The 21,586-nt window shown below is 70.2% G+C and carries 23 protein-coding genes and 1 pseudogene; 12 read left to right on the top strand and 12 right to left on the bottom strand.

Features of this window, described 5'->3' with window-relative positions:
• Positions 1 to 17 precede the first annotated feature (17 nt).
• On the top strand, positions 18 to 647 hold the full coding sequence (locus tag QSJ33_RS08280) for a GAF domain-containing protein (protein ID WP_285724475.1): 630 nt from the start codon (positions 18 to 20) through the stop codon (positions 645 to 647).
• Here QSJ33_RS08280 and QSJ33_RS08275 read toward each other — a convergent pair.
• Both QSJ33_RS08275 and QSJ33_RS08270 read right to left on the bottom strand, forming a co-directional pair.
• Positions 635 to 1,027: an acyl-CoA thioesterase gene (locus tag QSJ33_RS08275; protein ID WP_285724473.1), complete on the bottom strand. Its 393-nt coding sequence runs from the start codon at positions 1,025 to 1,027 to the stop codon at positions 635 to 637. The two genes, QSJ33_RS08280 and QSJ33_RS08275, sit on opposite strands and share 13 nt — an antisense overlap.
• A gap of 227 nt (positions 1,028 to 1,254) precedes the next feature.
• A complete protein-coding gene (locus QSJ33_RS08270; protein ID WP_285724470.1) occupies positions 1,255 to 1,608 on the bottom strand; it encodes a hypothetical protein in 354 nt (117 codons plus the stop codon).
• Between the two features lie 164 nt (positions 1,609 to 1,772).
• On the opposite strand from QSJ33_RS08270, the gene QSJ33_RS08265 reads away from it, so the two are divergent.
• Positions 1,773 to 2,177: a thioredoxin family protein gene (locus tag QSJ33_RS08265; protein ID WP_285724468.1), complete on the top strand. Its 405-nt coding sequence runs from the start codon at positions 1,773 to 1,775 to the stop codon at positions 2,175 to 2,177.
• Between the two features lie 67 nt (positions 2,178 to 2,244).
• Here the strand turns inward: QSJ33_RS08265 and QSJ33_RS08260 are convergent, their stop codons facing one another.
• The 5 genes from QSJ33_RS08260 to QSJ33_RS08240 all read right to left on the bottom strand — a co-directional run bounded on the left by QSJ33_RS08260 (position 2,245) and on the right by QSJ33_RS08240 (position 7,853).
• Complete coding sequence (locus QSJ33_RS08260) at positions 2,245 to 3,819, bottom strand: vWA domain-containing protein (RefSeq protein WP_285724466.1); 1,575 nt, start codon at positions 3,817 to 3,819, stop codon at positions 2,245 to 2,247.
• Complete coding sequence (locus tag QSJ33_RS08255) at positions 3,816 to 4,772, bottom strand: VWA domain-containing protein (RefSeq protein WP_285724464.1); 957 nt, start codon at positions 4,770 to 4,772, stop codon at positions 3,816 to 3,818. Before QSJ33_RS08255 ends, QSJ33_RS08260 begins: the two co-directional genes overlap by 4 nt.
• Positions 4,769 to 5,536: a hypothetical protein gene (locus QSJ33_RS08250; protein WP_285724462.1), complete on the bottom strand. Its 768-nt coding sequence runs from the start codon at positions 5,534 to 5,536 to the stop codon at positions 4,769 to 4,771. The genes QSJ33_RS08255 and QSJ33_RS08250 overlap by 4 nt, the downstream gene beginning before the upstream one ends.
• Positions 5,537 to 5,607: 71 nt before the next feature.
• Entirely contained in the window at positions 5,608 to 6,372 is a 765-nt protein-coding gene (locus QSJ33_RS08245; RefSeq protein WP_285724460.1) for a DUF58 domain-containing protein, read from the bottom strand.
• Between the two features lie 50 nt (positions 6,373 to 6,422).
• Positions 6,423 to 7,853, bottom strand: a complete 1,431-nt coding sequence (locus QSJ33_RS08240; protein ID WP_285724457.1) for a DUF4139 domain-containing protein — start codon at positions 7,851 to 7,853, stop codon at positions 6,423 to 6,425.
• 343 nt (positions 7,854 to 8,196) lie between these two features.
• On the opposite strand from QSJ33_RS08240, the gene QSJ33_RS08235 reads away from it, so the two are divergent.
• Positions 8,197 to 9,195 carry an SIS domain-containing protein gene (locus tag QSJ33_RS08235; protein WP_285724455.1) on the top strand — a complete coding sequence of 333 codons (999 nt, stop codon included), beginning with the start codon at positions 8,197 to 8,199 and terminating at the stop codon, positions 9,193 to 9,195.
• Positions 9,196 to 9,208: 13 nt separating this feature from the next.
• Here QSJ33_RS08235 and QSJ33_RS08230 read toward each other — a convergent pair whose 3' ends face one another.
• The 3 genes from QSJ33_RS08230 to QSJ33_RS08220 all read right to left on the bottom strand — a co-directional run bounded on the left by QSJ33_RS08230 (position 9,209) and on the right by QSJ33_RS08220 (position 11,071).
• A complete protein-coding gene (locus QSJ33_RS08230; RefSeq protein ID WP_285724453.1) occupies positions 9,209 to 9,631 on the bottom strand; it encodes an SRPBCC family protein in 423 nt (140 codons plus the stop codon).
• 79 nt (positions 9,632 to 9,710) lie between these two features.
• Complete coding sequence (locus QSJ33_RS08225) at positions 9,711 to 10,376, bottom strand: YggS family pyridoxal phosphate-dependent enzyme (protein WP_285724451.1); 666 nt, start codon at positions 10,374 to 10,376, stop codon at positions 9,711 to 9,713.
• Positions 10,373 to 11,071: a zinc ribbon domain-containing protein gene (locus QSJ33_RS08220; protein ID WP_285724448.1), complete on the bottom strand. Its 699-nt coding sequence runs from the start codon at positions 11,069 to 11,071 to the stop codon at positions 10,373 to 10,375. The genes QSJ33_RS08225 and QSJ33_RS08220 overlap by 4 nt, the downstream gene beginning before the upstream one ends.
• Before the next feature lie 212 nt (positions 11,072 to 11,283).
• On the opposite strand from QSJ33_RS08220, the gene QSJ33_RS08215 reads away from it, so the two are divergent.
• The 3 genes and pseudogenes from QSJ33_RS08215 to QSJ33_RS15595 form a co-directional block, all read left to right on the top strand.
• Complete coding sequence (locus tag QSJ33_RS08215) at positions 11,284 to 11,571, top strand: co-chaperone GroES (protein ID WP_243296006.1); 288 nt, start codon at positions 11,284 to 11,286, stop codon at positions 11,569 to 11,571.
• 108 nt (positions 11,572 to 11,679) lie between these two features.
• Positions 11,680 to 13,305, top strand: coding sequence for a chaperonin GroEL (gene groL / locus QSJ33_RS08210; RefSeq protein ID WP_285724444.1), 1,626 nt, complete (start codon positions 11,680 to 11,682; stop codon positions 13,303 to 13,305).
• A 164-nt stretch (positions 13,306 to 13,469) separates the two neighbouring features.
• Positions 13,470 to 13,669 (top strand): annotated as a pseudogene (locus QSJ33_RS15595) (hypothetical protein); the annotation flags it as partial.
• A gap of 49 nt (positions 13,670 to 13,718) precedes the next feature.
• Here QSJ33_RS15595 and QSJ33_RS08205 read toward each other — a convergent pair.
• Positions 13,719 to 14,660, bottom strand: a complete 942-nt coding sequence (locus QSJ33_RS08205) for a D-2-hydroxyacid dehydrogenase (RefSeq protein WP_285724442.1) — start codon at positions 14,658 to 14,660, stop codon at positions 13,719 to 13,721.
• A gap of 82 nt (positions 14,661 to 14,742) precedes the next feature.
• Here QSJ33_RS08205 and QSJ33_RS08200 point away from each other — a divergent pair, with 82 nt between their 5' ends.
• The 5 genes from QSJ33_RS08200 (at position 14,743) to QSJ33_RS08180 (ending at position 19,791) form a co-directional block, all read left to right on the top strand.
• Positions 14,743 to 14,949 (top strand): hypothetical protein, encoded by a 207-nt coding sequence (locus QSJ33_RS08200; protein ID WP_285724440.1) that lies wholly within the window; start codon positions 14,743 to 14,745, stop codon positions 14,947 to 14,949.
• Between the two features lie 181 nt (positions 14,950 to 15,130).
• The gene (locus QSJ33_RS08195) at positions 15,131 to 15,892 is read left to right on the top strand and encodes a 4Fe-4S dicluster domain-containing protein (RefSeq protein WP_285724438.1); all 762 of its coding nucleotides are present in this window, start codon (positions 15,131 to 15,133) and stop codon (positions 15,890 to 15,892) included.
• Complete coding sequence (gene nrfD, locus QSJ33_RS08190; protein WP_285724436.1) at positions 15,889 to 17,079, top strand: NrfD/PsrC family molybdoenzyme membrane anchor subunit; 1,191 nt, start codon at positions 15,889 to 15,891, stop codon at positions 17,077 to 17,079. Before QSJ33_RS08195 ends, nrfD begins: the two co-directional genes overlap by 4 nt.
• A gap of 10 nt (positions 17,080 to 17,089) precedes the next feature.
• A complete protein-coding gene (locus QSJ33_RS08185) occupies positions 17,090 to 18,670 on the top strand; it encodes a sensor histidine kinase (RefSeq protein ID WP_285724434.1) in 1,581 nt (526 codons plus the stop codon).
• Positions 18,667 to 19,791 (top strand): response regulator, encoded by a 1,125-nt coding sequence (locus QSJ33_RS08180; RefSeq protein WP_285724432.1) that lies wholly within the window; start codon positions 18,667 to 18,669, stop codon positions 19,789 to 19,791. The genes QSJ33_RS08185 and QSJ33_RS08180 overlap by 4 nt, the downstream gene beginning before the upstream one ends.
• Before the next feature lie 33 nt (positions 19,792 to 19,824).
• On the opposite strand, the gene lipA is transcribed toward QSJ33_RS08180, so the two are convergent.
• Positions 19,825 to 20,709 (bottom strand): lipoyl synthase, encoded by an 885-nt coding sequence (lipA, locus tag QSJ33_RS08175; RefSeq protein ID WP_285724430.1) that lies wholly within the window; start codon positions 20,707 to 20,709, stop codon positions 19,825 to 19,827.
• A 57-nt stretch (positions 20,710 to 20,766) separates the two neighbouring features.
• Here lipA and QSJ33_RS08170 point away from each other — a divergent pair, with 57 nt between their 5' ends.
• Positions 20,767 to 21,582, top strand: coding sequence for a segregation and condensation protein A (locus tag QSJ33_RS08170; protein ID WP_285724428.1), 816 nt, complete (start codon positions 20,767 to 20,769; stop codon positions 21,580 to 21,582).
• Positions 21,583 to 21,586: the final 4 nt, after the last annotated feature.

The following is a 21,586-nucleotide window of genomic DNA, read 5'->3' as shown; positions in this document are numbered from 1 at the left end:
CCCCCAAAGGTGCCCGCATGGGTCTGTTCGGAACCCGAGCCAAGGACGAAGCGCTCCACGAGCAGGGGGAGCGGCTCCGCCACCTGGAGGCCGAATGCGCCTCGGTGCGGGCGCGCCTCGAGGAGACCGAGGAGCTGGTGAGGCACCTTGATGCCGACAAGGACCTGCTCCTGGCGACCCTCGAGACCCTGCGCCCGGGGATGCCCCCCCGGGAGCTGGCAGAGGCGCTGCTGGACCTCTGCTTCAAGCCCCTGGGCCTGGCCTGCTTTTACCTGGCCCTGGCGGACTGGGAGGAGGACCGGCTCACGTTCGTGCTGTACCACGAGGGCGGACGGACCCGGAACCATCCCTCCCGCCATCTCTCCGAGCGGGCGGGCCTCTCTGAGCGGGTCCTCGCCTCGAGCCGGCCCCTCTACATCCGGACCATGGAGGAGGGTCAGGCCGCGGGCAGCCTGCTCACCGCCGCGGAGCAGGCCACGGGCCTCATCCCCCACAGCTGGTATGGGGTGCCCCTGGGGCGCGGCGAGCGGCCCTTGGGGTTGCTCAGCTTCCAGAGTTTCCAGACGGACGCGTTCGACGAACGGCGGCGCCGCCTCATGGACGCCCTCGGCACCATCCTCTCGCGGTGCCTGATTCAGGGCGCCTGAACGAGGGCCAGCAGGTCCTCCGGCAGCACCCGGGCACGGCCGTCGGCCCCCGCCACCAGGTGGACGCTCTCGCCCTCGGCCAGGGGCACCCCCTCCCGCTCGATGTCGTAGTGGAACATGATGCGGCGCCGACCGGCCTCCGCGAGGCGCGTCCGCACCACCACCAGCTCGTCGTAGCGCGCCGGGGCCCGGAATCGGACCCGGATCTCGTTCACCACCAGGCGGACGCCCCGCGCTTCCCACTCGGCATAGCTCTGGCCCAGGCCACGCAGGAAGTCGCTCCGTCCCAGCTCCATCCACACGGGGTAGGTGGCGTGGTGCACGATGCCCATGGCATCCGTCTCGGCATAGCGCACTCGGAGTTCGGTCCTCGATTCCATGGCTTGATTGTGCCCCACCCGACTACCCCCCGACCGGACAGCGCCCTGCGCTGTCCTCCCGCTCCCGCGGCGCTGCGCTTGCGATCGCGGAGGGGGCCCCGTGGTGCACGATGCCCATGGCATCCGTCTCGGCATAGCGCACTCGGAGTTCGGTCCTCGATTCCATGGATCGATTGTCCACGAAACGGCCCCGCCCGGGGGCGGGGCCGTTTCGCGGAAAGGTCCGGCTACTCGATGGTCACGCGGACGTGGTCGCCCTTGTCCGTGGTGATCTCCAGGAGCAGGTCGCCGGGCTTGGATTCCTTCAGCAGCTTCTGCAGCTGCTCGGGCTTGAGGCCCTTCTTCGTCTCCCCGTTGACCTTGATCTCGCTGTCCCCGGCCATGTCCAGGATGCTGCTGGCCAGGTTCACCGGCATGCGGATATGGACCTCGGTGGGGCCGTCCGCATTGCGGGCCCGCTCGTGGTGGGGGTGGAAGGACTTGGAGACGATGTCCACCTTGATGAAACGGGCGGCCTGCTGGGCGGACAGGGGGAGGGCGAGGCTGGCGGCGAGGGCCAGCGGAAGCATGACGGCGCGCATGGGCGGCCTCCTTGAAGGGGGGTCGGGATGTCCCCGGCTCGCATGGGATTACGAAGCACCGGGGGAGGGGATTAGCCCGGTTATCCTGGAAGGCCGGGAACGGTCCGCCGGATCCGGTCATCCAACTGCCGAGCGGTTGCCCCGCCCCTCTCCGGAGATTCCGAATGAAGACCCTCGCCGCCCTCCTGCTGACCGCCGTCCCCCTCGTCGCCCAGGGGCCCGTGAAGTGGGAGCACGACATGCAGTCCGCCCTGAAGCGCGCCAAGGCCGAGAAGAAGCTCATCTTCATGGACCTCTGGACCGAGTGGTGCCCGCCCTGCCAGTACCTCCAGAAGAACGTGTTCCCCAGCGCCGAGGGCCAGGCCGCCCTGGCGCGCATGGTGCCCTACTCCGCCCTGGTGCAGAAGAAGGACGGAACCCCCGTACCCGAGGGCACCCGGCTGGCCCAGGAGTTCCACCTGGAGGCCTTCCCCACCATGGTGATCCTCGATGCCAATGGCAAGGAGGTCCGCCGCCAGGTGGGCGCCTTCCGGAGCGGCGCCGAGTTCGCCGCCTGGCTCGCCAAGTAGCAGTCGGGCGTCAGCGCGGAAAAGGAACGGCGGCCCATCGGGCCGCCGTTCCTTTTCCGCCTGCCCCCTACTGGTCCTTCACCCCGCCCGGGGCCTTGGGGGGCTTGGGCAGGCGCTGCTTGAGGCCCTCCAGCTCATCCTGCTGGGCGCCCATGCTGGGGCGGGGCGGGGGCGGCGGGGGCGGCTTCTTGGGATCGGGGGGGGGCGGGTTCGAGTCCCGGACCAGGGTCTGCAGGTCGTGGACCGCGTCCCGCTGGCCGGGCTGCTCCAGGAGCAGGCGCTCGAGCAGTCCCCGGGCCTCCTCCGGCCGCTTGAGGTCCAGGAGGGCGCGGGCGGCGAGCAGGAGGGCCGGCGCCCGCCAGGCAGGGACGGGACGGGGAGCGCCTTGGCCCACCAGGGGGCTGAGGGTCTGGAGGGCGTCGCCGGGGAGGCCCGTCTTCAGGTCGATGGCGGCGGCCAGGAGCAGGTGGGCGGGGTTGCCGTCGGCGGGGCGCCACCGCTGGGCCCCCTGGAGGTCTCCGGCCTCCAGGGCCCGCTGCGCCATCCAGGCCTTCACGCTGCCAGGCGCCCAGATTCGGGCCGCCGGGGGCGCCGCGCGCAGGGTGGGCGCCGCCAGGGCCAGCAGGAGGCCCAGGACCGGCCGCCAGCGGGCCATGGGCTTGCCCGCAAAGGCGAGCCAGAGCAGCAGGCCGGCGAGGGCCACCCAGGCCCCCAGCTCCGGGTGGGCAGGCTGGAGGGAACGCCGGGCGGGGAGGGGCAGCTTCCCGGCCGCGAGGTCCTGCAGGCCGGTGGCGGCGGAGGCGCCATCGGCGAACATCCGGCCGCCCGTGGCCTGGGCCAGTTGCGCCAGGAACTCGGGCTGGGCTGTGCTCACGGGGGGCTCTGGCACCGGCGCGGCGGGCGCTGCGGCGGCCGGCGCGGGGACCGGGGAGGCTCCCGGGGCGGGGGTGGCCTCCGCCACGGGGGCGGGCCGGGGCGGGACGGGGTGGGGCCTGCCGTCGCCGAAGGCCAGGGCATAGAGGGGCAGCCTCGCCTTCTTCAGGGCCTCCGAGGCCCGGGACAGGGCGGCCTCCGGCGTCTCCCAGGTCTCCTCGCCGTCGCTGAGCAGCAGGATCACCTCGGGGCCCTCGCGGTCCGCCTGGGCGGCCACCTGGGGCAGGCCGCGGCCCAGGCTCGTGCCCGGGGAGCCCACGTCTCCCGGTGTGACTGCCCGCAGCGATTCGCGAAGCAGGGTGCGGTCCTCGCCCGGCGGCTGGAGGGGAATGGCGTCGCCGGTGAGCAGGTCCAGGCTCCAGCGCAGGCCCGGCTGGGGCCGGGACCAGATGCGGTCCAGGGCGGCCACGGCGGCGTCCCAGCGGCTGCGGCTGCCGGCATCGGTCACGGTCATGGAGCGGCTGGCGTCCAGCACCACATGGACCGTCAGCCGCGGGAAGTCCGGCAGGCCCCAGCGCGGTTCCGCCAGCCCGAGCCCCAGGCCCGCCAGCATCAGGGCCATGCCCAGCCCCTGCCAGGCCGGCCGCTGGCCCACCACCCGCACCCCCAGGCCCGGCCGCAGCTGCGCGAAGACGCCAAAGCCCACCGCCGCCAGGGCCAGCAGGCCCGCGGGCAGGAGGATCCAGGGGTGGGTGAAGGGGAGGTTCATGGCCCCTCCACCCAGGCGGGCCGGGGCTTCCCGCGCTTGAAGGCGAGGTCGGCGGCGAGGGGCAGGGCGAGGATCGCCGCGGCGAGGAGGAACCACTGGGCCAGGGGCCGGCCCTCGGTGGGCGGATCCACGGGCAGCAGGGTCTTCTCCAGCTGGTCCACGGCGGCGAGGCTGCGGGCCAGGCCGCCGGGATCCTCGGCGCTGAAGGCCTCGCCGCCCGTGGCCTGGGCGACCTGTTTCAGGGCGTCGTGGTCCACCTCGACATGGAGCCGGGCGAAGCCGCCGCCCTCGATGGGCACGAGGCTCTCCCCGCTGTGGCCCAGGGCGACCGTGTGGATGCGGATGCCGTTCTGGTGGGCCTCCTCCGCCGCCTCCTGGGGGGTGACGCGGCCCCGGTTCTGCGAGCCATCCGTGATGAGCAGGATGACGCGGGACCGGGCCGGGCTGTCTTCCAGGCGCCGCACGGCCGTCATCAGGGCCGAGCCGATGGCGGTGCCGTCGTCGCGGCTGTCGAGGTCGAGGCGCGCCAGCATGCGCAGCAGACGCAGGTGGTCCGAGGTGAGCGGGCTGAGGGTGACGGGATGGGCGCTGAAGAGGATCAGGGCGAAGCGGTCGTCGGGCCGCTTCAGGACGAACTGGGCCAGGAGCCGCCGGGCCGCGTGCCAGCGGTCCTCGTCCGGCTGGTCGAGGATGCGCATGCTGCTGCTGCCATCCAGCACCACGGCGAAGTCCACCACGGGGGCCATGCCCCGCAGGTTCGTCCGCCACTCGGGTCCGGCCGCGGCCAGGCCGAGGCAGAGGGCCACCAGCACCGGCAGCCAGTGGGAGCTGAGTCGCGCCAGCCGGCCGGAGGGCTTGGAGTGGGGGATGCCCCAGCGGTAGACCACCCGCCAGGCCCACACCAGGAGCGGGGGCACCAGGAGCAGCAGGAGGGGCGTGCGGAAGGCGATCATCGGCCAGCCTCCCTCAGTCCGCTCCGGGCATCCAGGGCCGCGAGGAGGGGCTCCACTCCCGGGAAGGGGGGCTGGGTGCGCCCGAACCGCGCCGCGTCGAGGCTCAGCACCCACTGGTCCCAGGGCCCGAGGTTCAGGGCCTTGAAATCCCCAGGTCCCCAGGCCCGGGCGGCCTCCCCGAAGCGGGCCGCCAGCAGCTCGCGACCCAGGGCATGGGCGGCGTCCAGGGTGGCCCGATCCACCTGCGGCGGCGGCCAGTGGCGGCGGAAGGCGCGGGCGGCGTGGTGGAGCCGGCGCTTGCCCTGCCCCCGCCGCCAGCGGAGACCGATCCAGCTGCCGAGCGCCAGGAAGGGAAGGAGCAGGAGGCTGGCCCAGGCCCAGGGGAAGGGGATGGCGGGGAGGAGGTCGTCATTGCCGCCGCCGAAGCCCACCCAGGGGCCGCCGAAGGGGATGGTGCGGGGCACCTCGAGCTTCAGTTCGGGGCTCCGCTGTCCGTCGCCCAGATCCAGGGGCGGCACCACGGCCGTCCCGGTCGTGAAGGCCTGCACCTGGAGGCGCCAGCCCCGGCCGTCCGGCAGGGGCTCCACCGCCCGGAGCCGCAGAGGGCCCAGGTGGTCCTCCAGGGCCGGACGCCCCGGGGCGGGTTTCGCCGGATCCTCCTCCCGGAGTTCCAGCGTCTGCAACTCGCCGAGCTTGAGCCGCGCGGGCGCCTTCCAAACCGGTGCGGCGCCAGCCCCCAGCCAGGAAACCGCCACCATCACCATGGCTTTCCCATACCCCGAATGTCGCCCGCGACATTCGAGCAGGGAGGATCGAAGGGCGGGACCTCCACCGGTCATGCGCCCCCCGCCCGCAGCCAGGCGTTGAGCTTCACCACGGGATCCTCCGCCAGGTCCCAGGACTGGCGTTCGATGGTGGGCGCGAACCCGGGATCCGGCCAGTCCACCGACCAGCGGCTGCGGGGTTCGGTGGGCTGGAACCAGACCACGCGGTGCCGCGCCGCCAGGGGCTTGAGGAGGGGGGCCAGGCCCTGGAGGCCGGCCCCGTTGCTGAAGAGCCAGAGCCGGTGGCCCTTGCCGTGCTCGCCCCAGCGCCCCAGGGCCTCCCGCCAGGCGGCCTCGGTGGGCCTCGACGGGCCGCGCTCCACCAGGGTCTCCAGGAGGCGGAGACCGTGGACCCGTCCGCGCTTCGGCGCGAGGCGCAGGGCGGGCGTGCGGCCGTCCCCGGGCACGATGAGCCCCAGGCGATCGCCGGTGGCCTGGAGGGTGGCGAAGGCCGCCCCGCAGAGCTCCAGGGCCCAGCGCAGCGGTGAGACGGGGTCGCCCAGGAACATGGAGGGCGAGGGATCCACCACCAGCCACAGCACGAGGTCCCGGCTGGCCTCGAACCGCTTCATGATCGGCTCGCCCGTGCGGGCCGTCAGGGGCCAGTTGATGAAGCGCGGATCGTCCCCCGGCACGTAGGGCCGGTTCTCCACGAAGGTGAGGCCGGCGCCCTTGAAGGTGGAGGGATGCAGCCCCTCCGTGCCGCCGCCCAGGCGTCCGCGCAGGCGCAGGGGCAGACGGCGCAGGCGGGCGAGGAACCGGGCGGGCAGGGGCATGGGGGTTCAGTATGGCGCAGGTCGGCGCCGGGCCCATGCCCCTCCTTCGCCTACCACTTCACCCGGATCCGGTAGGTCAGCGTGGCGCTGCCCTCCGCGGGGACCTCCACCTTGAACTGGGCGGTGTGGGCGTCCTCCTTGGTGAAGGGGTGGCTGCTCTGGACCATCTCCCAGTCGCCGGGCAGGGGTTCCCGCACGCCCACCGTGACCGCCTCCTTCTTGGCGTTCTTCAGCACGATCTCGTAGGCGCTCTCGGAGACGTTGCCGAACTTGCCCTGACGGCCCAGGCTCTTGTAGTCCGTCTGCTTGCGGTGGGCGGTGACATCGAAGGCGTCGCCCAGCTTCAGGCGCACCTGCTCGTTCCTGGGCGTGTGGTCGATCTGGTCCTCGCCCACGAACTGGGCCCGGCCCTCGCTGTCGCGCTTGTACACCCGGATGATGCCCTTGGGCAGGGGCATGCCCAGGCGGCTGGATTCCCGGTTGTCGAAGGCCACGAAGACGCCCACCTTCTGCGCGGTCCCCAGGTCGCCGTAGCTGCCGGTGTAGTAGTAGGGCTGGCCCAGCAGCACGTACTCCTTCTTCACTGGCACCGAGCCGGCGCTGAGCAGCGCCACCTGCTTGGTCTGGTTCACGGCCAGGGTGGTGGGGCGGTCCAGGGTGTAGAGGTGGTATTCGAAGAGGCCCTCCTCCTGCATCTGGGGCGCCCTGTCCATGGCTTTGGCGGCAGGAGCCAACATGGCCAGGCCCTCCATCCGGCGCTCCTGCACCCGGTTCACGTCCCCGGCCACCAGCTGCAGCGTGGCATTGGGATAGGCGGCGCCGCTCTGGTTGGTGAGGGTCACCCAGCCGCTCAGATCCAGGGTCTTCTCGTCGGGGGCCAGGTTGGCCACGTAGTCGGCCCGCCAGGAGAGGCCCCCCGTGAGGTAGCTCAGCTCCAGCTGCTGGGCCTTCTCGGCGCCGCTGTGGAGGCTGATGACCAGGGTGGGCCGGGCCCGCAGGTTGGCCGGCACGCCGGGATAGACGATGCGGCCGGGGATGCTGGTCTCGATGCGGTCCGCGAACTGCAGCACCACGCCGCCGTTGGTGGCCAGCACCGTGGCCGGCTCGCGGACCTCCTTCGACCCGGCGCCCTCCGCGTTGGGTACGCTACGCACCACCGTCACCTGCTTCCCCACGTGCTTGTCCAGCAGCTTCTGGGGCGTGAGCAGGTCGAAGTCGAAGTTCTGCTCCGCCACCCAGAAGTCCTTCGGCGCCGTGAGGTTCCGCAGCAGCGCCGTCTCCGGGCGGATCTGGGCCGACACCTCCTCGAAGGCCAGCCGCGCCTCGCCCTTCGGCAGCCGCACCTCCCGGGTGTCCTTCACCAGGGCCAGGTTGTCGTTGTAGATGGTCACCGCCAGGGCCTTCTGGTCCTTCAGGGTGGTGGCCGTCTCCTGGGCGACCAGGAGCGCGGGCAGGGCGGCGAGCAGCAGGGCGGGGCGCATGGAACCTCCGGAAGGAGCATGGAAGGAAGGTGGGCCAAGGCAACCTGGATGGTGCCTGATATCTGGTCATGCTCCGAGAGGCCAGATCCTTTCAGGGGGGGCCTTTTTATATCATTTTCGGTCCCCGCAGCTGCCTAGCCTTCCGAGGTCTCCTTCCTGGAAAGTGCTAGGATCGGACCATGACCGCCGAGGCTGGAGTGCCACGCTGCGTCGCGGGTCTCGTCCGTTCCTGGGCCTTCGTGCCCTGGTCCTGGCTCAGCATGGGCTTGCCCTGGGAAGGCCATGGGAAGGCCTGGCGGCTCCGTCTGGTCAGGGCAGAGGGGGCCGAATGAAGGGACGCCACATGAGGCGGGAACTCCTGGAGACTCCGGCCATGCTCCGGAGGGAAGCCGAAGGCTGGGAGGCCCAAGCCCGGTCGATCCGTGAGCTCAGCGGTCACCGCCCCAGTGTGGTGCTCATCGGGCGGGGCAGTTCGGGGAATGCCTGCACCTTCGGTGCCTACCTTCTCACCCTGCGGACCGGCCGGCACCCCATCGCGTTCCACCCCTGGCTGACCACCCAGGAACTGCCCGCGGCCGACTGGAGCGATGCCGTGGTCTATGCCTTCTCCGCATCCGGCCAGAGCACCGATATCGCCGAATCCCTCAGGTGGCTCAGATCCCGTGGAGCCCTGGCCGTGGCCGTGACAGGGGCCCCGGGGGATGACGTCCGGCTGGTGGAGCATGCGGATGCCGTCTTCCGGCTGAAGTGCGGAGTGGAGCAGGCGGTGCCGGCCACCAAGAGCTTCGCCGCTCAGCTCTTCGCCGCCGCGGCCCTGGCGGGCTATCCCCTTGTCCAGGCCGCAGAAGAGACCGCGCAGGCCATGGACGCCATCCTCGAAGGCGAGGCCGGGTCGACCCTGGCCACTTTCCTGGAGGGGGGGCGGACGGTGGCCTGGGTCGCCCGGGGGCCTTCCTGTGCGGGGGCGCTGGACGCAGCGCTGAAGACCCAGGAGAGCCTGGGAATGGCCGCCTTCGGCTACTCCACAGCGGAATGCCTGCATGGGCCCATCGGCATGTTCCATTCCACGGATCGGGTGATCCTCTTCTCGGGCGGGGAGGATCCGAATGCCACCCGGCAGGCCCTGGTCACCACGCTCCGGTCCCGAGGGGTGCCCTTCCTCATTGTCGGTGCCGAGGCTCCCCGCGAAGCTGGCTTGCGCATTCCGGTCCCCGGGGGGCCCTGGGCCCGCACGGCCGTGTTCGCCTTCCTCTCCCAGATGGCGTGCGTGGAGGTGGCTGGTCGGCTGGGATTGGACCCCGATGCCCCAGCCAGCCTCCAGAAGGTGACCCGCACCCTGTGAGAGGGACCGGGTCCTAGATCCTCCCCTGCGCCGCCAGCTCCTGGATCCGCGCCAGGGCGGTGTCGAGCTGGCCCTGGAGGAGCTTCTCGGCGCCCATCATCTTCATCATGGCGGGGATGTCGGCCTCGTCCACGAGGCGCAGGGTGCTGCCGCTGCCGCTGGCGGCGATCTCGAAGCGCAGCTCGTGGTCGAACATCTTCTTGCCGCCGGGCAGGAGGCTCACACGCTGCCCGGGGACACGCTCCTTCACCACCAGCTCCTGGGGCATCTTCATGCCCATGACCTCGATGACGTAGCTGTGTCGGTCGGCCTCGCCCTGGAAGTTCTGGGCGGCGGGTTCCAGGAAGGCGCGGTGCTTCGACAGGTCGGACAGGAAGGCGTACAGCGCGTCGGCGGAAACGGGCAGCGTGGCCGTGGCGGTCTGGAGGGTGGTCATGGGGACTCCGGTGGGAAACCGCCATCGAACCACGAAGGGCCGGGAACCGCGAGGCCCTACCGGGGGACAGGGCCGCGGATCAGCGGACCCGCTCGCCGAAGAACGCCGTGCCGATGCGGATCTGGTCCGAGCCGGCGGCGATGGCGGCCTCCAGGTCGGCGCTCATGCCCATGCTGAGGCGGAGCGGTCGACCGAGGCCCTGCTGCAGGCGCTCGCGGAGGGCGGCGAGCTGGGCGAAGGCCGCCGGGACGTCAGGGGGCGGGATGGCCAGGAGGCCCTGGAGGGGGAGCCGCGGGTCGCCGCCCAGGGCGTCCAGCAGGGACGGGAGGTCGGCCTCCGCGCAGCCGCCCAGCTTGGTGGCCTCGCCCCAGAGGTCCACCTGGATCCACACCGGGCGCACCACGTCGAGTTCCTCCGCGAGCCGGCGCAGGCGCTCGGCAAGCTCGGGGCGGTCGAGGCTGAGGATCTCGCGGAAGGCCAGGAGCGCGGGTTTGGCCTTGTTCCGCTGGAGAGGGCCCAGCAGTACGAAGTCCAGGTCGGGCGCAGCCTCCGCCTTGACTGCGCCCTCCTGCACGTAGTTCTCGCCGAAGCGGGTGAACCCGAGGTCGGCGGCTTCGCGGATCAGCGCCAGCGGCTGCTTCTTGGAGACGGGGAGCAGCTCCACGGCCTGCGGATCCCGTCCGGCCGCCGAGCAGGCGCGGGCGATGCGGGCCCGCAGGCCCTCGATGCGCTCGGCCAGGGTCACGGCAGGAAGAGGATGCGCTGGCAGGACTCGCAGGCGAGGATCTCCTTCGCCTCGCGGAGGGCCGACAGGTAGGGGCCGCGCAGCTTCACGCGGCAGCCCGTGCAGGCGCCGTTCTCCACGGCGGCGAGGGCCTTGCCCTGGCGACCGCCCAGCAGGCGGTGGAAGCGGGTCCGCTCCGCCTCGGGCAGGTGGGCCTCCAGCTCAGCCTGCTTGGCCAGGAGCTGGGTGCGGGCGGCCACCTGGTTGCCGTGCTCCTCGAGGAAGACCGCATGCAATTCGTCGAACTGGGCCTGGAGGCCGGCCCGCTCGGATTCCAGCGCGGCCAGGGCGGCCTCGAGGGCCTCCGCCTGGGTCTCCAGGGCCTTCAGCGGCTTGGCGATCTGGGCCTTCTGGCGCTCCTTCTCGTCCAGCTCGCGGATGGCGGCGGTGTAGTGGACCTTCTGGCTGGTGGCCTTCAGGGCCGTACGGGCGCGCTCCTCCTCCTTCTGGGCGGCGGCCAGGTCCTTGCTCCGGGTCTGGATCTGGACCCGGGCCGACTCCAGGGCCTTGGCCTTGTCGGTGCCCTGCTTGGCGAGGCTCTTCAGGCGGGTGTCCAGGGCGGCCAGATCCGGAGGCAGGGCAGCGAGATCCCGCTCGATGGTCCGGAGGTAGTCCAGGGTGGCCTGGAGATCGCGAAGGATGGGCAGCAGATCCATGGATTCCAGCGTACACCCCGGACGCGGGGTACGGGCCCCGGGCCAAGGAATTAACAGAAATAGAAGAAAATATTAATTGAATGCACTCAAATTTTGCTCCTCCTCCCACCTTTGGCCTTGACGGGACTTCGGGAGGGCTGAGAGACTTGGCACTCGCTGTGGTTGAGTGCTAACAGCAACCCATCGTTCTTTCTTTCATCCAAGGAGGTCTCATGGCCATCAAGCCCCTGTCCGACCGCGTTGTGCTCAAGCGCGTGGACCCCGCCGAAGTCGTCAAGGGCGGCATCATCATCCCCGACACCGCCAAGGAGAAGCCCATGGAGGCCGAGGTGGTGGCCGTCGGCGAAGGCAAGATCAACGAGAACGGGACCCGCAACCCCATGTCCGTGAAGGCCGGCCAGAAGGTGCTGATCGGCAAGTACAGCGGCACGGAAGTGAAGATCGACGGCGTGGACCACGTCATCGTCCGCGAGGACGAGATCCTGGCGATCGTCGGCTAAGGAAACTCACCACGAAGACGGAAAGACCACGAAGAAAAACCTTCGGGCTCCTGTTGCTGTCTTCGTGGTCTTCGTGGTTTATCCCTTTTCTGAATTCAGGAGACACACATGGCCAAGTCCATCATCTATGCCGAAGATGCCCGCCAGGCGATCCTGCGTGGCGTGAACAAGCTCGCCGACGCGGTGCAGGTCACCCTCGGGCCCAAGGGCCGCAACGTCCTCATCGAGAAGAAGTTCGGCTCCCCGCTCATGACCAAGGACGGCGTCACCGTCGCCAAGGAAGTGGAGCTGAAGGACAAGCACGAGAACATGGGCGCCCAGCTGGTGCGTGAGGTCGCCTCCAAGACCTCCGACATCGCCGGTGACGGCACCACCACCGCCACCGTCCTGGCCCGCGCGATCTACCGCGAGGGCATCAAGGCCGTCGTGAGCGGCGCCAACACCATGGAGATCAAGAAGGGCATCGATCTGGCCGTCGAGACCGTCGTGAAGGCCATCGACGAGATCAAGAAGCCCGTCGAGGGCAACGCCATCGCCCAGGTCGGCACCATCTCCGCCAACGGCGACGAGGAGATCGGCAAGATCATCGCGGAGGCCATGGGCAAGGTCGGCAAGGACGGCGTCATCACCGTCGAGGAGGCCAAGGGCCGCGAGACCGAGCTGAACGTGGTCGAGGGCATGCAGTTCGACCGCGGGTACCTCAGCCCCTACTTCGTGACCAATCCCGACCAGATGAAGGTCGAGCTGGAGAACCCCTTCATCCTCGCCTACGAGAAGAAGGTCTCCAACATGCGCGACCTCCTGCCCCTGCTGGAGCAGGTCGTCAACAGCCGCCGCCCCCTGCTGATCATCGCGGAGGACGTGGACGGCGAGGCGCTGGCCACCCTCGTGGTGAACAAGATCCGCGGCACCCTGAACGTGGCCGCCGTGAAGGCCCCCGGCTTCGGCGACCGCCGCAAGGCCATGCTCGAGGACATCGCCATCCTGACCGGCGGCAAGGCCATCAGCGAGGACCTGGGCCTCAAGCTCGAGAACCTCACGCTGGCTGACCTCGGCAGCGCCAAGAAGATCGTCATCGACAAGGAGAACACCACCATCGTCGAGGGGGCCGGCAGCACCGAGGCCATCCAGGGCCGCGTGAAGCAGATCCGCGCCCAGGTCGAGGTCTCCACCAGCGACTACGACAAGGAGAAGCTGCAGGAGCGCCTGGCCAAGCTCGTGGGTGGCGTCGCCGTCATCAAGGTGGGCGCGGCCTCCGAGACCGAGATGAAGGAGAAGAAGGCCCGCGTGGAAGACGCCATGCACGCCACCAAGGCCGCCGTCGAGGACGGCATCGTGGCCGGCGGCGGTGTCGCGCTGCTCCGCAGCCTGCCCAAGCTCGCCGAGCTGAAGGTCACCGGCGACCAGGCCACGGGCGTCGAGATCGTCCGCAAGTCCCTCGAGGAGCCCCTCCGCCAGATCGCCAACAACGCCGGTGTCGAGGGCTCGGTGGTCGTCAACACCGTGCGCGAGAGCAAGGGCAACCACGGCTACAACGCCGCCACCAACGAGTACGGCGACATGGTGAAGTTCGGCGTGGTCGATCCCGCCAAGGTGACCAAGTCCGCCCTGCGGAACGCCGCTTCCGTGGCCGCCATGATGCTCACCACCGAGGCGATCATCACCGAGCTGCCCGAGCCCAAGGCTCCCGCCCCCGCGGGCCCCGGCATGGGCGGCATGGAAGACATGTATTGATCAGCCGCGTCACAGTTGGTGGAAAGGCCCCGCGCGAGCGGGGCCTTTTTCGTGATGAAGGGGAGGGGAGATTTCGGGGGCTGCTCTGCCGGTCGTGATTCGCTCCCTGTGGGGCCCCGCTTCGCAGGCTCCACCGGAGCCTGCTGCGCGACCCACAGGGTCGCGACATGGTGAAGTTCGGCGTGGTCGATCCCGCCAAGGTGACCAAGTCCGCCCTGCGGATGATGCTGCGTGCGCCTTCGGCGCCGGCGCTTCCGTGGCCGCCATGATGCTCACCACCGAGGCGATCATCACCGAGCTGCCCGAGCCCAAGGCTCCCGCCCCCGCGGGCCCCGGCATGGGCGGCATGGAAGACATGTATTGATCAGCCGCGTCACGGTTGGTGGAAAGGCCCCGCGCGAGCGGGGCCTTTTTCAATAGCCCCGGGCGCGATCCACGACCGAGGGGATGGGCCGTCCCTCGGCGAAGGCGCGCAGGTTCGGGAGGATGTCCGGGATCAGCTGGCGCGGGGTGCTGGGCCCGCTGTGGTGGGGGGTCACGGTCACGCCGGGATGGCGCCAGAGGGGCGACTCCGCGGGCAGGGGCTCCTCGGGGAAGACGTCCAGCACGGCCCGGCCGAGGGTGCCCTGCGCCAGGGCCGCGAGCAGGGCGTCGGTGTCCACCAGCTCGCCACGCCCCACGTTGAAGAGGGTGAGCTGGCCGTTTCCGTGGCCGAGCAGAGGCGCGTCCACGAGACCCCGGGTGGCGGGCGTGAGCGGTGCCGCCAGCACCAGCACGCGGGCGGCGCCCAGGCGGGAGCGGAGGTCCGGCAGGCCCACCAGGGGGAACTCGGGATCCGGCCGTGGGGTCCGCACGACGCCGGTCACGGCCAGCCCCAGCGCCTGGAGGGCCCGCCCGATCTGGCGTCCGATGCGGCCGAAGCCGACGACGAGGGCCGGTTCGCCCGTGAGGTCCTCCGGCAGGATCGAGGGCTCCCACCGTCCCGCTCCCTGGGCCTCGGCGCAGGGCTGCAGGCGCTGGGCCCCGGCGAGCAAGTGGCCTGCCACGTACCGCGCCATCCAGAAGCCGAAGGCCCCATCCGCCCGGGAGATGGGAAGGTCCGGCGGGAGTTCAGGATCCGAAAGCAGGTGATCCACGCCGGCGCCGCTGTTCTGGATCCAGCGCAGGTTCGGCAGGCGGGCCACCAGCCCCGCCGGCAGCCGCCAGCAGAAGAGGCCCTCGGCCCGGGCGAGCCAGCCGTGGTCCAGGGTCTCCAGTTCCCGGGGATGCCAGCTCTGGATCTCAAGCCGGGGCTCGGCATCCTGCAGGGCAGATGCCCATTCCTGTGGACGGTGATGCAGGACGGCCAGGCGCATGGGGCCAGTCTATCTGGGGGCGGTTGTGACGGTTTTCTCCTCCCCTGCCGAGGTAGTCTGGTTGTCCCTACCCGGAGATCCCATGAAGAAGCTCCTCCTCCCCCTCGCCCTGATCACCTTCGCCACGGTGGCCTTCGCGCAGAACGCGCCCAAGGATTGCCCGAAGAAGGCCGGCTGCCCCCAGGCGTGCAAGGACTGCAGCAAGTGTCCCAAGGGCGACAAGGCCGCCTGCAAGGGCCAGAAGGACTGCCCGAAGAAGGCGGACTGCCCCAAGGCCAAGAAGAGCTGATCCCACTTTTTTTTCAGCACGCAGAAAGCCCCGCACCTGCGGGGCTTTCTGCGTAAAACACACCAACAGGTGGGTTGTCTTTTTGAATACCCATGGGTTGACTATGCCTCGCGTGAGGAGGATGCTTCCTGCGGATCGACCCGAAAGCCCTCGGGGTCCGTTGAAGGAAGCAGGAGAACCCATGAGCATGGGCCTTCTCGTTGACACCACGCGCTGCATCGGATGCGGCGCCTGCAGCTCCGCGTGCAAGGAGCAGAACAAGCTGCCGGGTCCGGTGGAGGAGGTGACCACGGCCTACACGTGGACGACGGTGCAGCCGCGGGAGGGCGTGAACGTCCGAAGGCTCTGCATGCACTGCGAGGTGCCCACCTGCGTCTCGGTGTGCCCGGTGGGCGCCCTCCAGAAGACGCCGGAGGGGCCGGTGGTCTATGACGCCAAGAAGTGCATGGGCTGCCGCTACTGCATGATGGCCTGCCCTTTCGATGTCCCGAAGTACCAGTGGGACCGCCCGGTTCCCGTGGTGGGGAAATGCATCATGTGCACGAGCCGGGTGAAGGAGGGCAAGCCCACCGCCTGCGCCGAGGCCTGCCCCGTGGAAGCCACGGTCTTCGGCAAGCGGGACGACCTGATCTGGGAGGCGAGAACCCGCCTCCGCAAGGAGCCGGAGAAGTACGTGAACCATGTCTACGGGCTCACGGAAGCCGGCGGCACCTCGGTGCTGATGGTGTCCAGCGTGCCCTTCGATAAGCTCGGCCTCAAGTCCAACCTGCCCAGCGAGCCGCCCGCCATGCGGACCTGGCAGGTGCTGTCCAACATCCCCGATTTCGTGGGGGTCTGGGCGGTCTTCCTCTACGGCGTCCACTGGATCACGGCTCGACGCGAGGTGGTCGCGAAGGTCGAGCACCACGGCAACGGCCGCAACGGCCAGGGAGGCCGGTCATGAACACACCCCTCGTCCGTACCCAGCGGCGCTTCCGGCCCGGCTTCTGGACCGCGGTCTTCGCGGTCCTGGTGGTGGCCTTCTGCGTGGTGACCTTCCTCCGCTTCTCCAGGGGCCTGGGGGCCGTCACCCACCTGAGCGACAGCTTCCCCTGGGGCCTCTGGATCGGTTTCGACCTCCTCTGTGGCGTCGGCCTGGCTGCGGGGGCCTTCACCCTCACGGCCATCGTCCACCTCTTCAACCTGAAACGGTTCGAGCCCATCGTCCGGCCCACGATCCTCACAGGCTTCCTGGGCTATGCCTTCGTGATCCTCGCCCTCCTCTTCGACTTGGGTCAGCCCTGGCGGATCTGGCACGCGATCATCTACTGGAATCCCCACTCCGTGATGTTCGAGGTGGCGTGGTGCGTGATGCTCTACACCACGGTCCTGGCGGTGGAGTTCTCGCCGGTGGTGTTCGAGCGGTTCGGGTGGCATGCGCCGGCCCGGTTCATCCACGGGCTCATCACGCCCCTGGTGATCCTGGGGGTCATCCTGTCCACCCTGCACCAGTCCTCACTGGGTTCCCTGTACCTGATCGTGCCGAGCAAGCTCCATCCGCTCTGGTACTCGCCCATGCTCCCGCTCCACTTCTTCATCTCGGCCATCGGGGCGGGCATCGGCATGGTGATCCTGGAGTCGTACCTCAGCCGGCGGGCCTTCCACCGGCACCTCGAGATGGACCTGCTCGAGCCCCTGGCCCGCGGCATGGTCGTGGCCCTGGGCATCTACGGCCTCCTGCGCCTCGAGTCGATCCATCGCAACGGTTCCTTCGCCTCGATCCTCGCGTTCGGCTACGAGGGCCGCATGTTCCTGCTGGAGTTCACCATCGGCGTGATCCTCCCGGTGGTGCTCATGTCCTTCCGGCGCCTGCGCACCCATCCCGACTGGCTGGTGGGAAGCGCCTTCCTGGCGGTGCTCGGCTTCGTGGCGAACCGGCTGAACGTCAGCATCACGGGCATGGAGCGCGCCGCGGGCGTCCGCTACATCCCCTCCGGCATGGAGATCATCGTGTCCGTGGCCCTTGTGGCCATGGGCATGGCGGTCTTCGCGTTCGCGGTGCGCTTCTTCGACATCTTCCCGGAGGGGGCCGTCCAGTCCGCGTCCAGGCCTCCCGAACGGATCCCGGGAAGCCTTCCGGAAAGCGTCTAGGAGCCCCGTCATGCGGACCCGCATCGGCACGCGCCTGATCCTGGGAGCCGGTCTCTCGACCGCCCTCGTCATCGGGATCATGGCCGTGGTGATCGTGCGGGACCACGCCTCGCAGCTGCTCTTCGAACGGACCCGCAGCGCCAACCAGCTGAGCGAGACGATCAAGAGCAGCACGCACTTCGACATGCTGGAGAACCGGCGGGAGAACCTCCACCGGCAGATCAGGGCCATCGGCGGCCTGGAGCAGGAGGGCATCCGCAAGGTCCGGGTCTTCAACAAGGAGGGGCGCATCATGTTCTCCTCCGACGGCGAGGAGATCGGAACCAGCCTGGATCCGAAGGGCGAGGCCTGCTATGCCTGCCACGCCGAGGGCCGGCCCCTGGAGCACCTGGACATCCGGCAGCGGGCCCGGGTCTTCCGGGGCCCGGACGGGACCCGCCTGCTGGGGATCATCAACCCCATTCCCAACGAGCCCTCCTGCTCCACCGCGGACTGCCACGCCCACAGCCCGCGGCAGAGCCTCCTGGGGGTGCTCGACGTGAACGTCTCCCTGGCGGAGGTGGACCGCGAGATCGCCCGGAGCCGGGCGGTGATGGCGGGCGCAGCCCTGGCCGCCATCCTGGCCGGGAGCGCCATCCTCTGGTGGCTCAACCGCCGCCTGGTGGTGCGCCCCGTGGCCGCGCTGGTGGCGGGAACCCGCCGGGTGGGGGAGGGGGATCTCTCGACCCCCATTCCCTTCGTCGGGCGGCACGAACTGGGCGAGCTGGCGAAGGCCTTCAACACCATGGTCGACCGCCTCTCCGAGACCCAGCGGCAGCTGGCCCTGGCCGACAAGCTCGCCTCCGTGGGGCGGCTGGCGGCGGGGATCGCCCACGAGATCAACAATCCCCTGACGGGGGTGCTCAGCTATGCGTCCCTCCTTCGCAAGCGGTTCGACGCGGACCAGGCCGCCGCGGACGACCTCGACGTGATCGTGCGGGAGACCGTGCGTTGCCGGGGCATCATCAAGGGCCTCCTGGATTTCTCCCGTCCCGCCCAGCCCATGCGGAAGCCCACGGACCTGAACGAGGTGGCCCGCCGGGCGGTGGCCGTGGTGATGTCCCAGCTGAGCCTCCGGCACGTGAGCCTCTCCCTGGACCTGGCCGAGGATCTGCCGACCGCGCAGGCGGATGCCAACCAGATCCAGCAGGTCGTGGTGAACCTCCTCCTGAACGCCGCGGACGCCATCGGGGAGGGGGGCGGCACCATCGCCGTCTCCACCCGGGCGGCCGTGATGCCGCCCCCCCTCGAGACCGATCCGGACGCGGCCCCGTCCCCTGGCGGGGAACCCAGCCCCGCCCTCGAATTGACGGTTGCGGATGACGGGTGCGGCATCTCCGCGGAAGACCTGCCCCACCTCTTCGAGCCCTTCTTCTCCACCAAGGGCAACCGCGGAACCGGCCTGGGCCTTGCGGTGACCTGGGGCCTGGTGGAAGCCCATGGCGGCCGCATCGACGTGCAGAGCCAGCCGGGCCAAGGGGCGCGCTTCACCGTCCGCATCCCGCAGGCCCCCCGGACAGATCCCCCACATCCAACCAAGGAGGTCCCATGACCGCCCTTCTCATCCTTCTGATGTTCCTGGCCTTCGTCGGCATCGATCTGCTGGTGCGGACGAGCATGCGGCGCCTGCGGGAGAAGCGGGACCGCCTGGCCCGCGAGGAGGTGCTGAAGACCTCCATCCGCCTCGACTTCACCCATGAGGCGAAGAGCCTCAAGCGGGTGGCGGTGCCGAACCCCAAGGCCCGCATCCTGGCCGTGGACGACGAGGCCGTGGTGCTGGATTCCTTCCGTCGCATCCTGGTGCTCGAGGGCTACAGCGTGGATACGGTGGAAACCGGTCCCGAGGCCCTGGGGCTCGTGCAGCGCAACGACTACGATTTCGTGTTCACCGACCTGAAGATGCCGGACATGGATGGCGTCGAGGTGGTGAAGGCCGTGAGGCACCTCCGGCCCGACGTGGATGTGGTGGTGATCACGGGCTACGGCAGCATCGAGACGGCGGTCCAGACCCTCCAGCACGGGGCCTGCGAATACGTGCAGAAGCCCTTCACGGCGGACGAGCTGTCCGAATTCGCCCGGAAGCTGCTGGTCAAGCGCGAGGCCCGGCTGGAGGCGCAACGCCAGCCCACCGTGCGGGTCGTGTCCCCCGAGATGGCCGAGGTGATGCCGGCCACCGAGTACTGCCTCCCCGGCGGTGCCTTCCTCTCCCAGGGCCACGCCTGGGTGCGGATCGAGCCCGAGGGCCAGGTCCGCGTGGGTCTCGACGACTTCATCCGCAAGGCCCTGGGCAGCGTCACGGCCATCGAACTCCCGGCCAGGGGGACGCGCGTGAAGGCCGGCGATCCCCTCGTCACCTTGAAGGGCACGGCGGGCTCCGTCCATCTCGCCGCCCCCCTCAGCGGCAAGGTCACCCATGACAACGCCGGCCTGCGGGCCACCCCGGAGGCCGTGGTGGAGAGCCCCTACGATCGCGGCTGGCTCTGCCTGCTGGAGCCTTCCGATCTCGCCGGAGAACTTGCGACGCTCAGGATCGGGCAACCCGCCGTGACCTGGTACCAGGAGGAGATCGCCCGGCTGCGCAAGACCCAGGCCCAGGCGGTGAATGCGGCACCCCTCGACTGGGCCGCCTTCGAGCAGGCCTTCCTGGTCCAGGGCGAGCACGCCCACGCCTGAGGCTGACGGGGCGGCCGCGGGGGCTGGGCCTGCTCAGCCCCCGTAGCTTTCGCGGGCGTGGTAGCTGGAACGGACGAGGGGGGCGGATTCCACCCGCTGGAACCCCATCTCCAGGCCCTTCGCCCGGTACATCTCGAACTCCGCCGGCTCCACGAAACGGTGCAGGGGCAGGTGCAGCTCGGACGGCGGCAGGTACTGGCCGAGGGTGGCGATGTCCACGCGGCTGCGGCGCCAGTCCGCCATCAGCTCCAGCACCTGCTCCGGCGTCTCGCCCAGGCCCACCATGATCCCGCTCTTCACGCGCATGGCCGGGGCGTGGGTGTCCCGCCAGTCCGCGGCGCGGCGGAGGACGTCGAGGCTCTGCCGGTAGTCGGCATCGGGACGGACGCGTCGGTAGAGGTGGGGCACGGTCTCCACGTTGTGGTTCAGCACCTCGGGCTGGGCCTCCAGCACCGTGCGCAGGGCCGCCTCGTTCCCGCGGAAGTCGGGGACGAGCACCTCCACGCCGCAGGCCGGCGACAGGGCGCGGATCCAGCGGATGGTGGCGGCGAAGTGGGCCGCCCCGCCGTCCGGCAGGTCATCACGGTTCACGGAGGTGACCACGGCGAAGCGCAGGCCCAGGCGGGCCACGGCTTCCGCGACCCGCTGGGGCTCCCCCGGATCCAGGTCCCCGGGGCGGCCCTTGCCGACGTTGCAGAACCCGCAGTGCCGCGTGCAGATCTCGCCCATGAGCATGAACGTGGCCGTGCGGTGGACGCCCCAGCACTCGTGCAGGTTGGGGCAGCGGGCCTCCTCGCAGACCGTCACCAGCCGCTGTTCCCGGATCAGGCTCTCCACCTCGGCCACCACCTCGGGCGCGGGGACTCGGATCTTCAGCCAGTCGGGACGGGGGCCGGGGAGGACGGGGGGTCGGGCCATAGGCTTCCATTGTGGCGGAAACGGCCCCTCGGGGGCCGGGACGGTTAGAATGGACGCATGACCGACACCCCGCAGGAATTGCCCGAACCCCCCGCCGAGGGGGTGCCCGCCGCGGAAGCTCCGCGGACCTTCGAGCCGCCCAAGGGCTTCGAGACCAAGTTCAAGGACCTCCCCCTGCACCTGGCCTCCTTCGATGGCCCCCTGGACCTGCTCCTGCACCTGATCCGCGAGCAGAAGCTGGAGATCCTCGACCTGCCCATGGCCGAGGTGACCCGGCAGTACATGGAATACCTGAAGCTCATGGAGGAGCTGAACCTGGAGATCGCCGCGGAATTCGTGGCCATGGCCGCCCAGCTGCTCCAGATCAAGTCGCGGCTCATGCTGCCCCGCCCGCCCGCGGAGACGGGCGAGGAGGATCCCCGCGAGGAGCTGGTGCAGCGGCTGCTGGACTACCAGCAGGTGAAGGCTGCGGCCCAGGTGCTCTCCGAACGCGAGTCCGACTGGCAGAAGATCGCCTTCGCCCCGGGGCTGGACCTGGAGGACCACCGGCGGGTGGAGGACGAACCCATCCGCGCGACCCTCTTCGACCTCCTGGGCGCCTACCGGGAGGCCTTGAAGCGCCTCATGCCGCCCCCGCCCGTCCAGGTCCGCACCCAGCCGAAGACGCTGGAGCAGCGGGTCATGGAGGTGCTCACCGAGCTGCAGGACGGCCTCTGGAAGCCCTTCCAGGGCCTGCTGGGGCGGGTCCGCACCCGGGAGGAGCTGGTGCTCACCTTCCTCGCCCTACTCGAGCTGGTCCGCACGGGCCGCATCGCCCTGGTGCAGGGCGAGGTCTTCGGCGAGATCCGCGTGAAGGCGGCCGAGGCCGCCTGACCCA

It is taken from the genome of Geothrix rubra (assembly GCF_030268065.1).
GTDB lineage: Bacteria > Acidobacteriota > Holophagae > Holophagales > Holophagaceae > Geothrix > Geothrix rubra.
The sequence above is the reverse complement of the archived record's forward strand: the minus strand, read 5'-3'. Positions and strand labels throughout refer to the sequence as shown.

Coding starts and splice junctions, on each gene's coding strand:
- QSJ33_RS08240 (WP_285724457.1), bottom strand. CDS start 7,853: ATGCGCCCCGCCCTGCTGCTCGCCGCCCTGCCCGCGCTCCTGGTCGCC.
- QSJ33_RS08200 (WP_285724440.1), top strand. CDS start 14,743: ATGAAGAAGCTCCTCCTCCCCCTCGCCCTGATCACCTTCGCCACGGTG.
- QSJ33_RS08205 (WP_285724442.1), bottom strand. CDS start 14,660: ATGCGCCTGGCCGTCCTGCATCACCGTCCACAGGAATGGGCATCTGCC.
- QSJ33_RS08170 (WP_285724428.1), top strand. CDS start 20,767: ATGACCGACACCCCGCAGGAATTGCCCGAACCCCCCGCCGAGGGGGTG.
- QSJ33_RS08215 (WP_243296006.1), top strand. CDS start 11,284: ATGGCCATCAAGCCCCTGTCCGACCGCGTTGTGCTCAAGCGCGTGGAC.
- QSJ33_RS08235 (WP_285724455.1), top strand. CDS start 8,197: ATGAGGCGGGAACTCCTGGAGACTCCGGCCATGCTCCGGAGGGAAGCC.
- QSJ33_RS08280 (WP_285724475.1), top strand. CDS start 18: ATGGGTCTGTTCGGAACCCGAGCCAAGGACGAAGCGCTCCACGAGCAG.
- QSJ33_RS08265 (WP_285724468.1), top strand. CDS start 1,773: ATGAAGACCCTCGCCGCCCTCCTGCTGACCGCCGTCCCCCTCGTCGCC.
- QSJ33_RS08180 (WP_285724432.1), top strand. CDS start 18,667: ATGACCGCCCTTCTCATCCTTCTGATGTTCCTGGCCTTCGTCGGCATC.
- QSJ33_RS08260 (WP_285724466.1), bottom strand. CDS start 3,819: ATGAACCTCCCCTTCACCCACCCCTGGATCCTCCTGCCCGCGGGCCTG.
- QSJ33_RS08255 (WP_285724464.1), bottom strand. CDS start 4,772: ATGATCGCCTTCCGCACGCCCCTCCTGCTGCTCCTGGTGCCCCCGCTC.
- QSJ33_RS08230 (WP_285724453.1), bottom strand. CDS start 9,631: ATGACCACCCTCCAGACCGCCACGGCCACGCTGCCCGTTTCCGCCGAC.
- QSJ33_RS08195 (WP_285724438.1), top strand. CDS start 15,131: ATGAGCATGGGCCTTCTCGTTGACACCACGCGCTGCATCGGATGCGGC.
- lipA (WP_285724430.1), bottom strand. CDS start 20,709: ATGGCCCGACCCCCCGTCCTCCCCGGCCCCCGTCCCGACTGGCTGAAG.
- QSJ33_RS08270 (WP_285724470.1), bottom strand. CDS start 1,608: ATGCGCGCCGTCATGCTTCCGCTGGCCCTCGCCGCCAGCCTCGCCCTC.
- QSJ33_RS08245 (WP_285724460.1), bottom strand. CDS start 6,372: ATGCCCCTGCCCGCCCGGTTCCTCGCCCGCCTGCGCCGTCTGCCCCTG.
- groL (WP_285724444.1), top strand. CDS start 11,680: ATGGCCAAGTCCATCATCTATGCCGAAGATGCCCGCCAGGCGATCCTG.
- QSJ33_RS08220 (WP_285724448.1), bottom strand. CDS start 11,071: ATGGATCTGCTGCCCATCCTTCGCGATCTCCAGGCCACCCTGGACTAC.
- nrfD (WP_285724436.1), top strand. CDS start 15,889: ATGAACACACCCCTCGTCCGTACCCAGCGGCGCTTCCGGCCCGGCTTC.
- QSJ33_RS08250 (WP_285724462.1), bottom strand. CDS start 5,536: ATGGTGATGGTGGCGGTTTCCTGGCTGGGGGCTGGCGCCGCACCGGTT.
- QSJ33_RS08275 (WP_285724473.1), bottom strand. CDS start 1,027: ATGGAATCGAGGACCGAACTCCGAGTGCGCTATGCCGAGACGGATGCC.
- QSJ33_RS08185 (WP_285724434.1), top strand. CDS start 17,090: ATGCGGACCCGCATCGGCACGCGCCTGATCCTGGGAGCCGGTCTCTCG.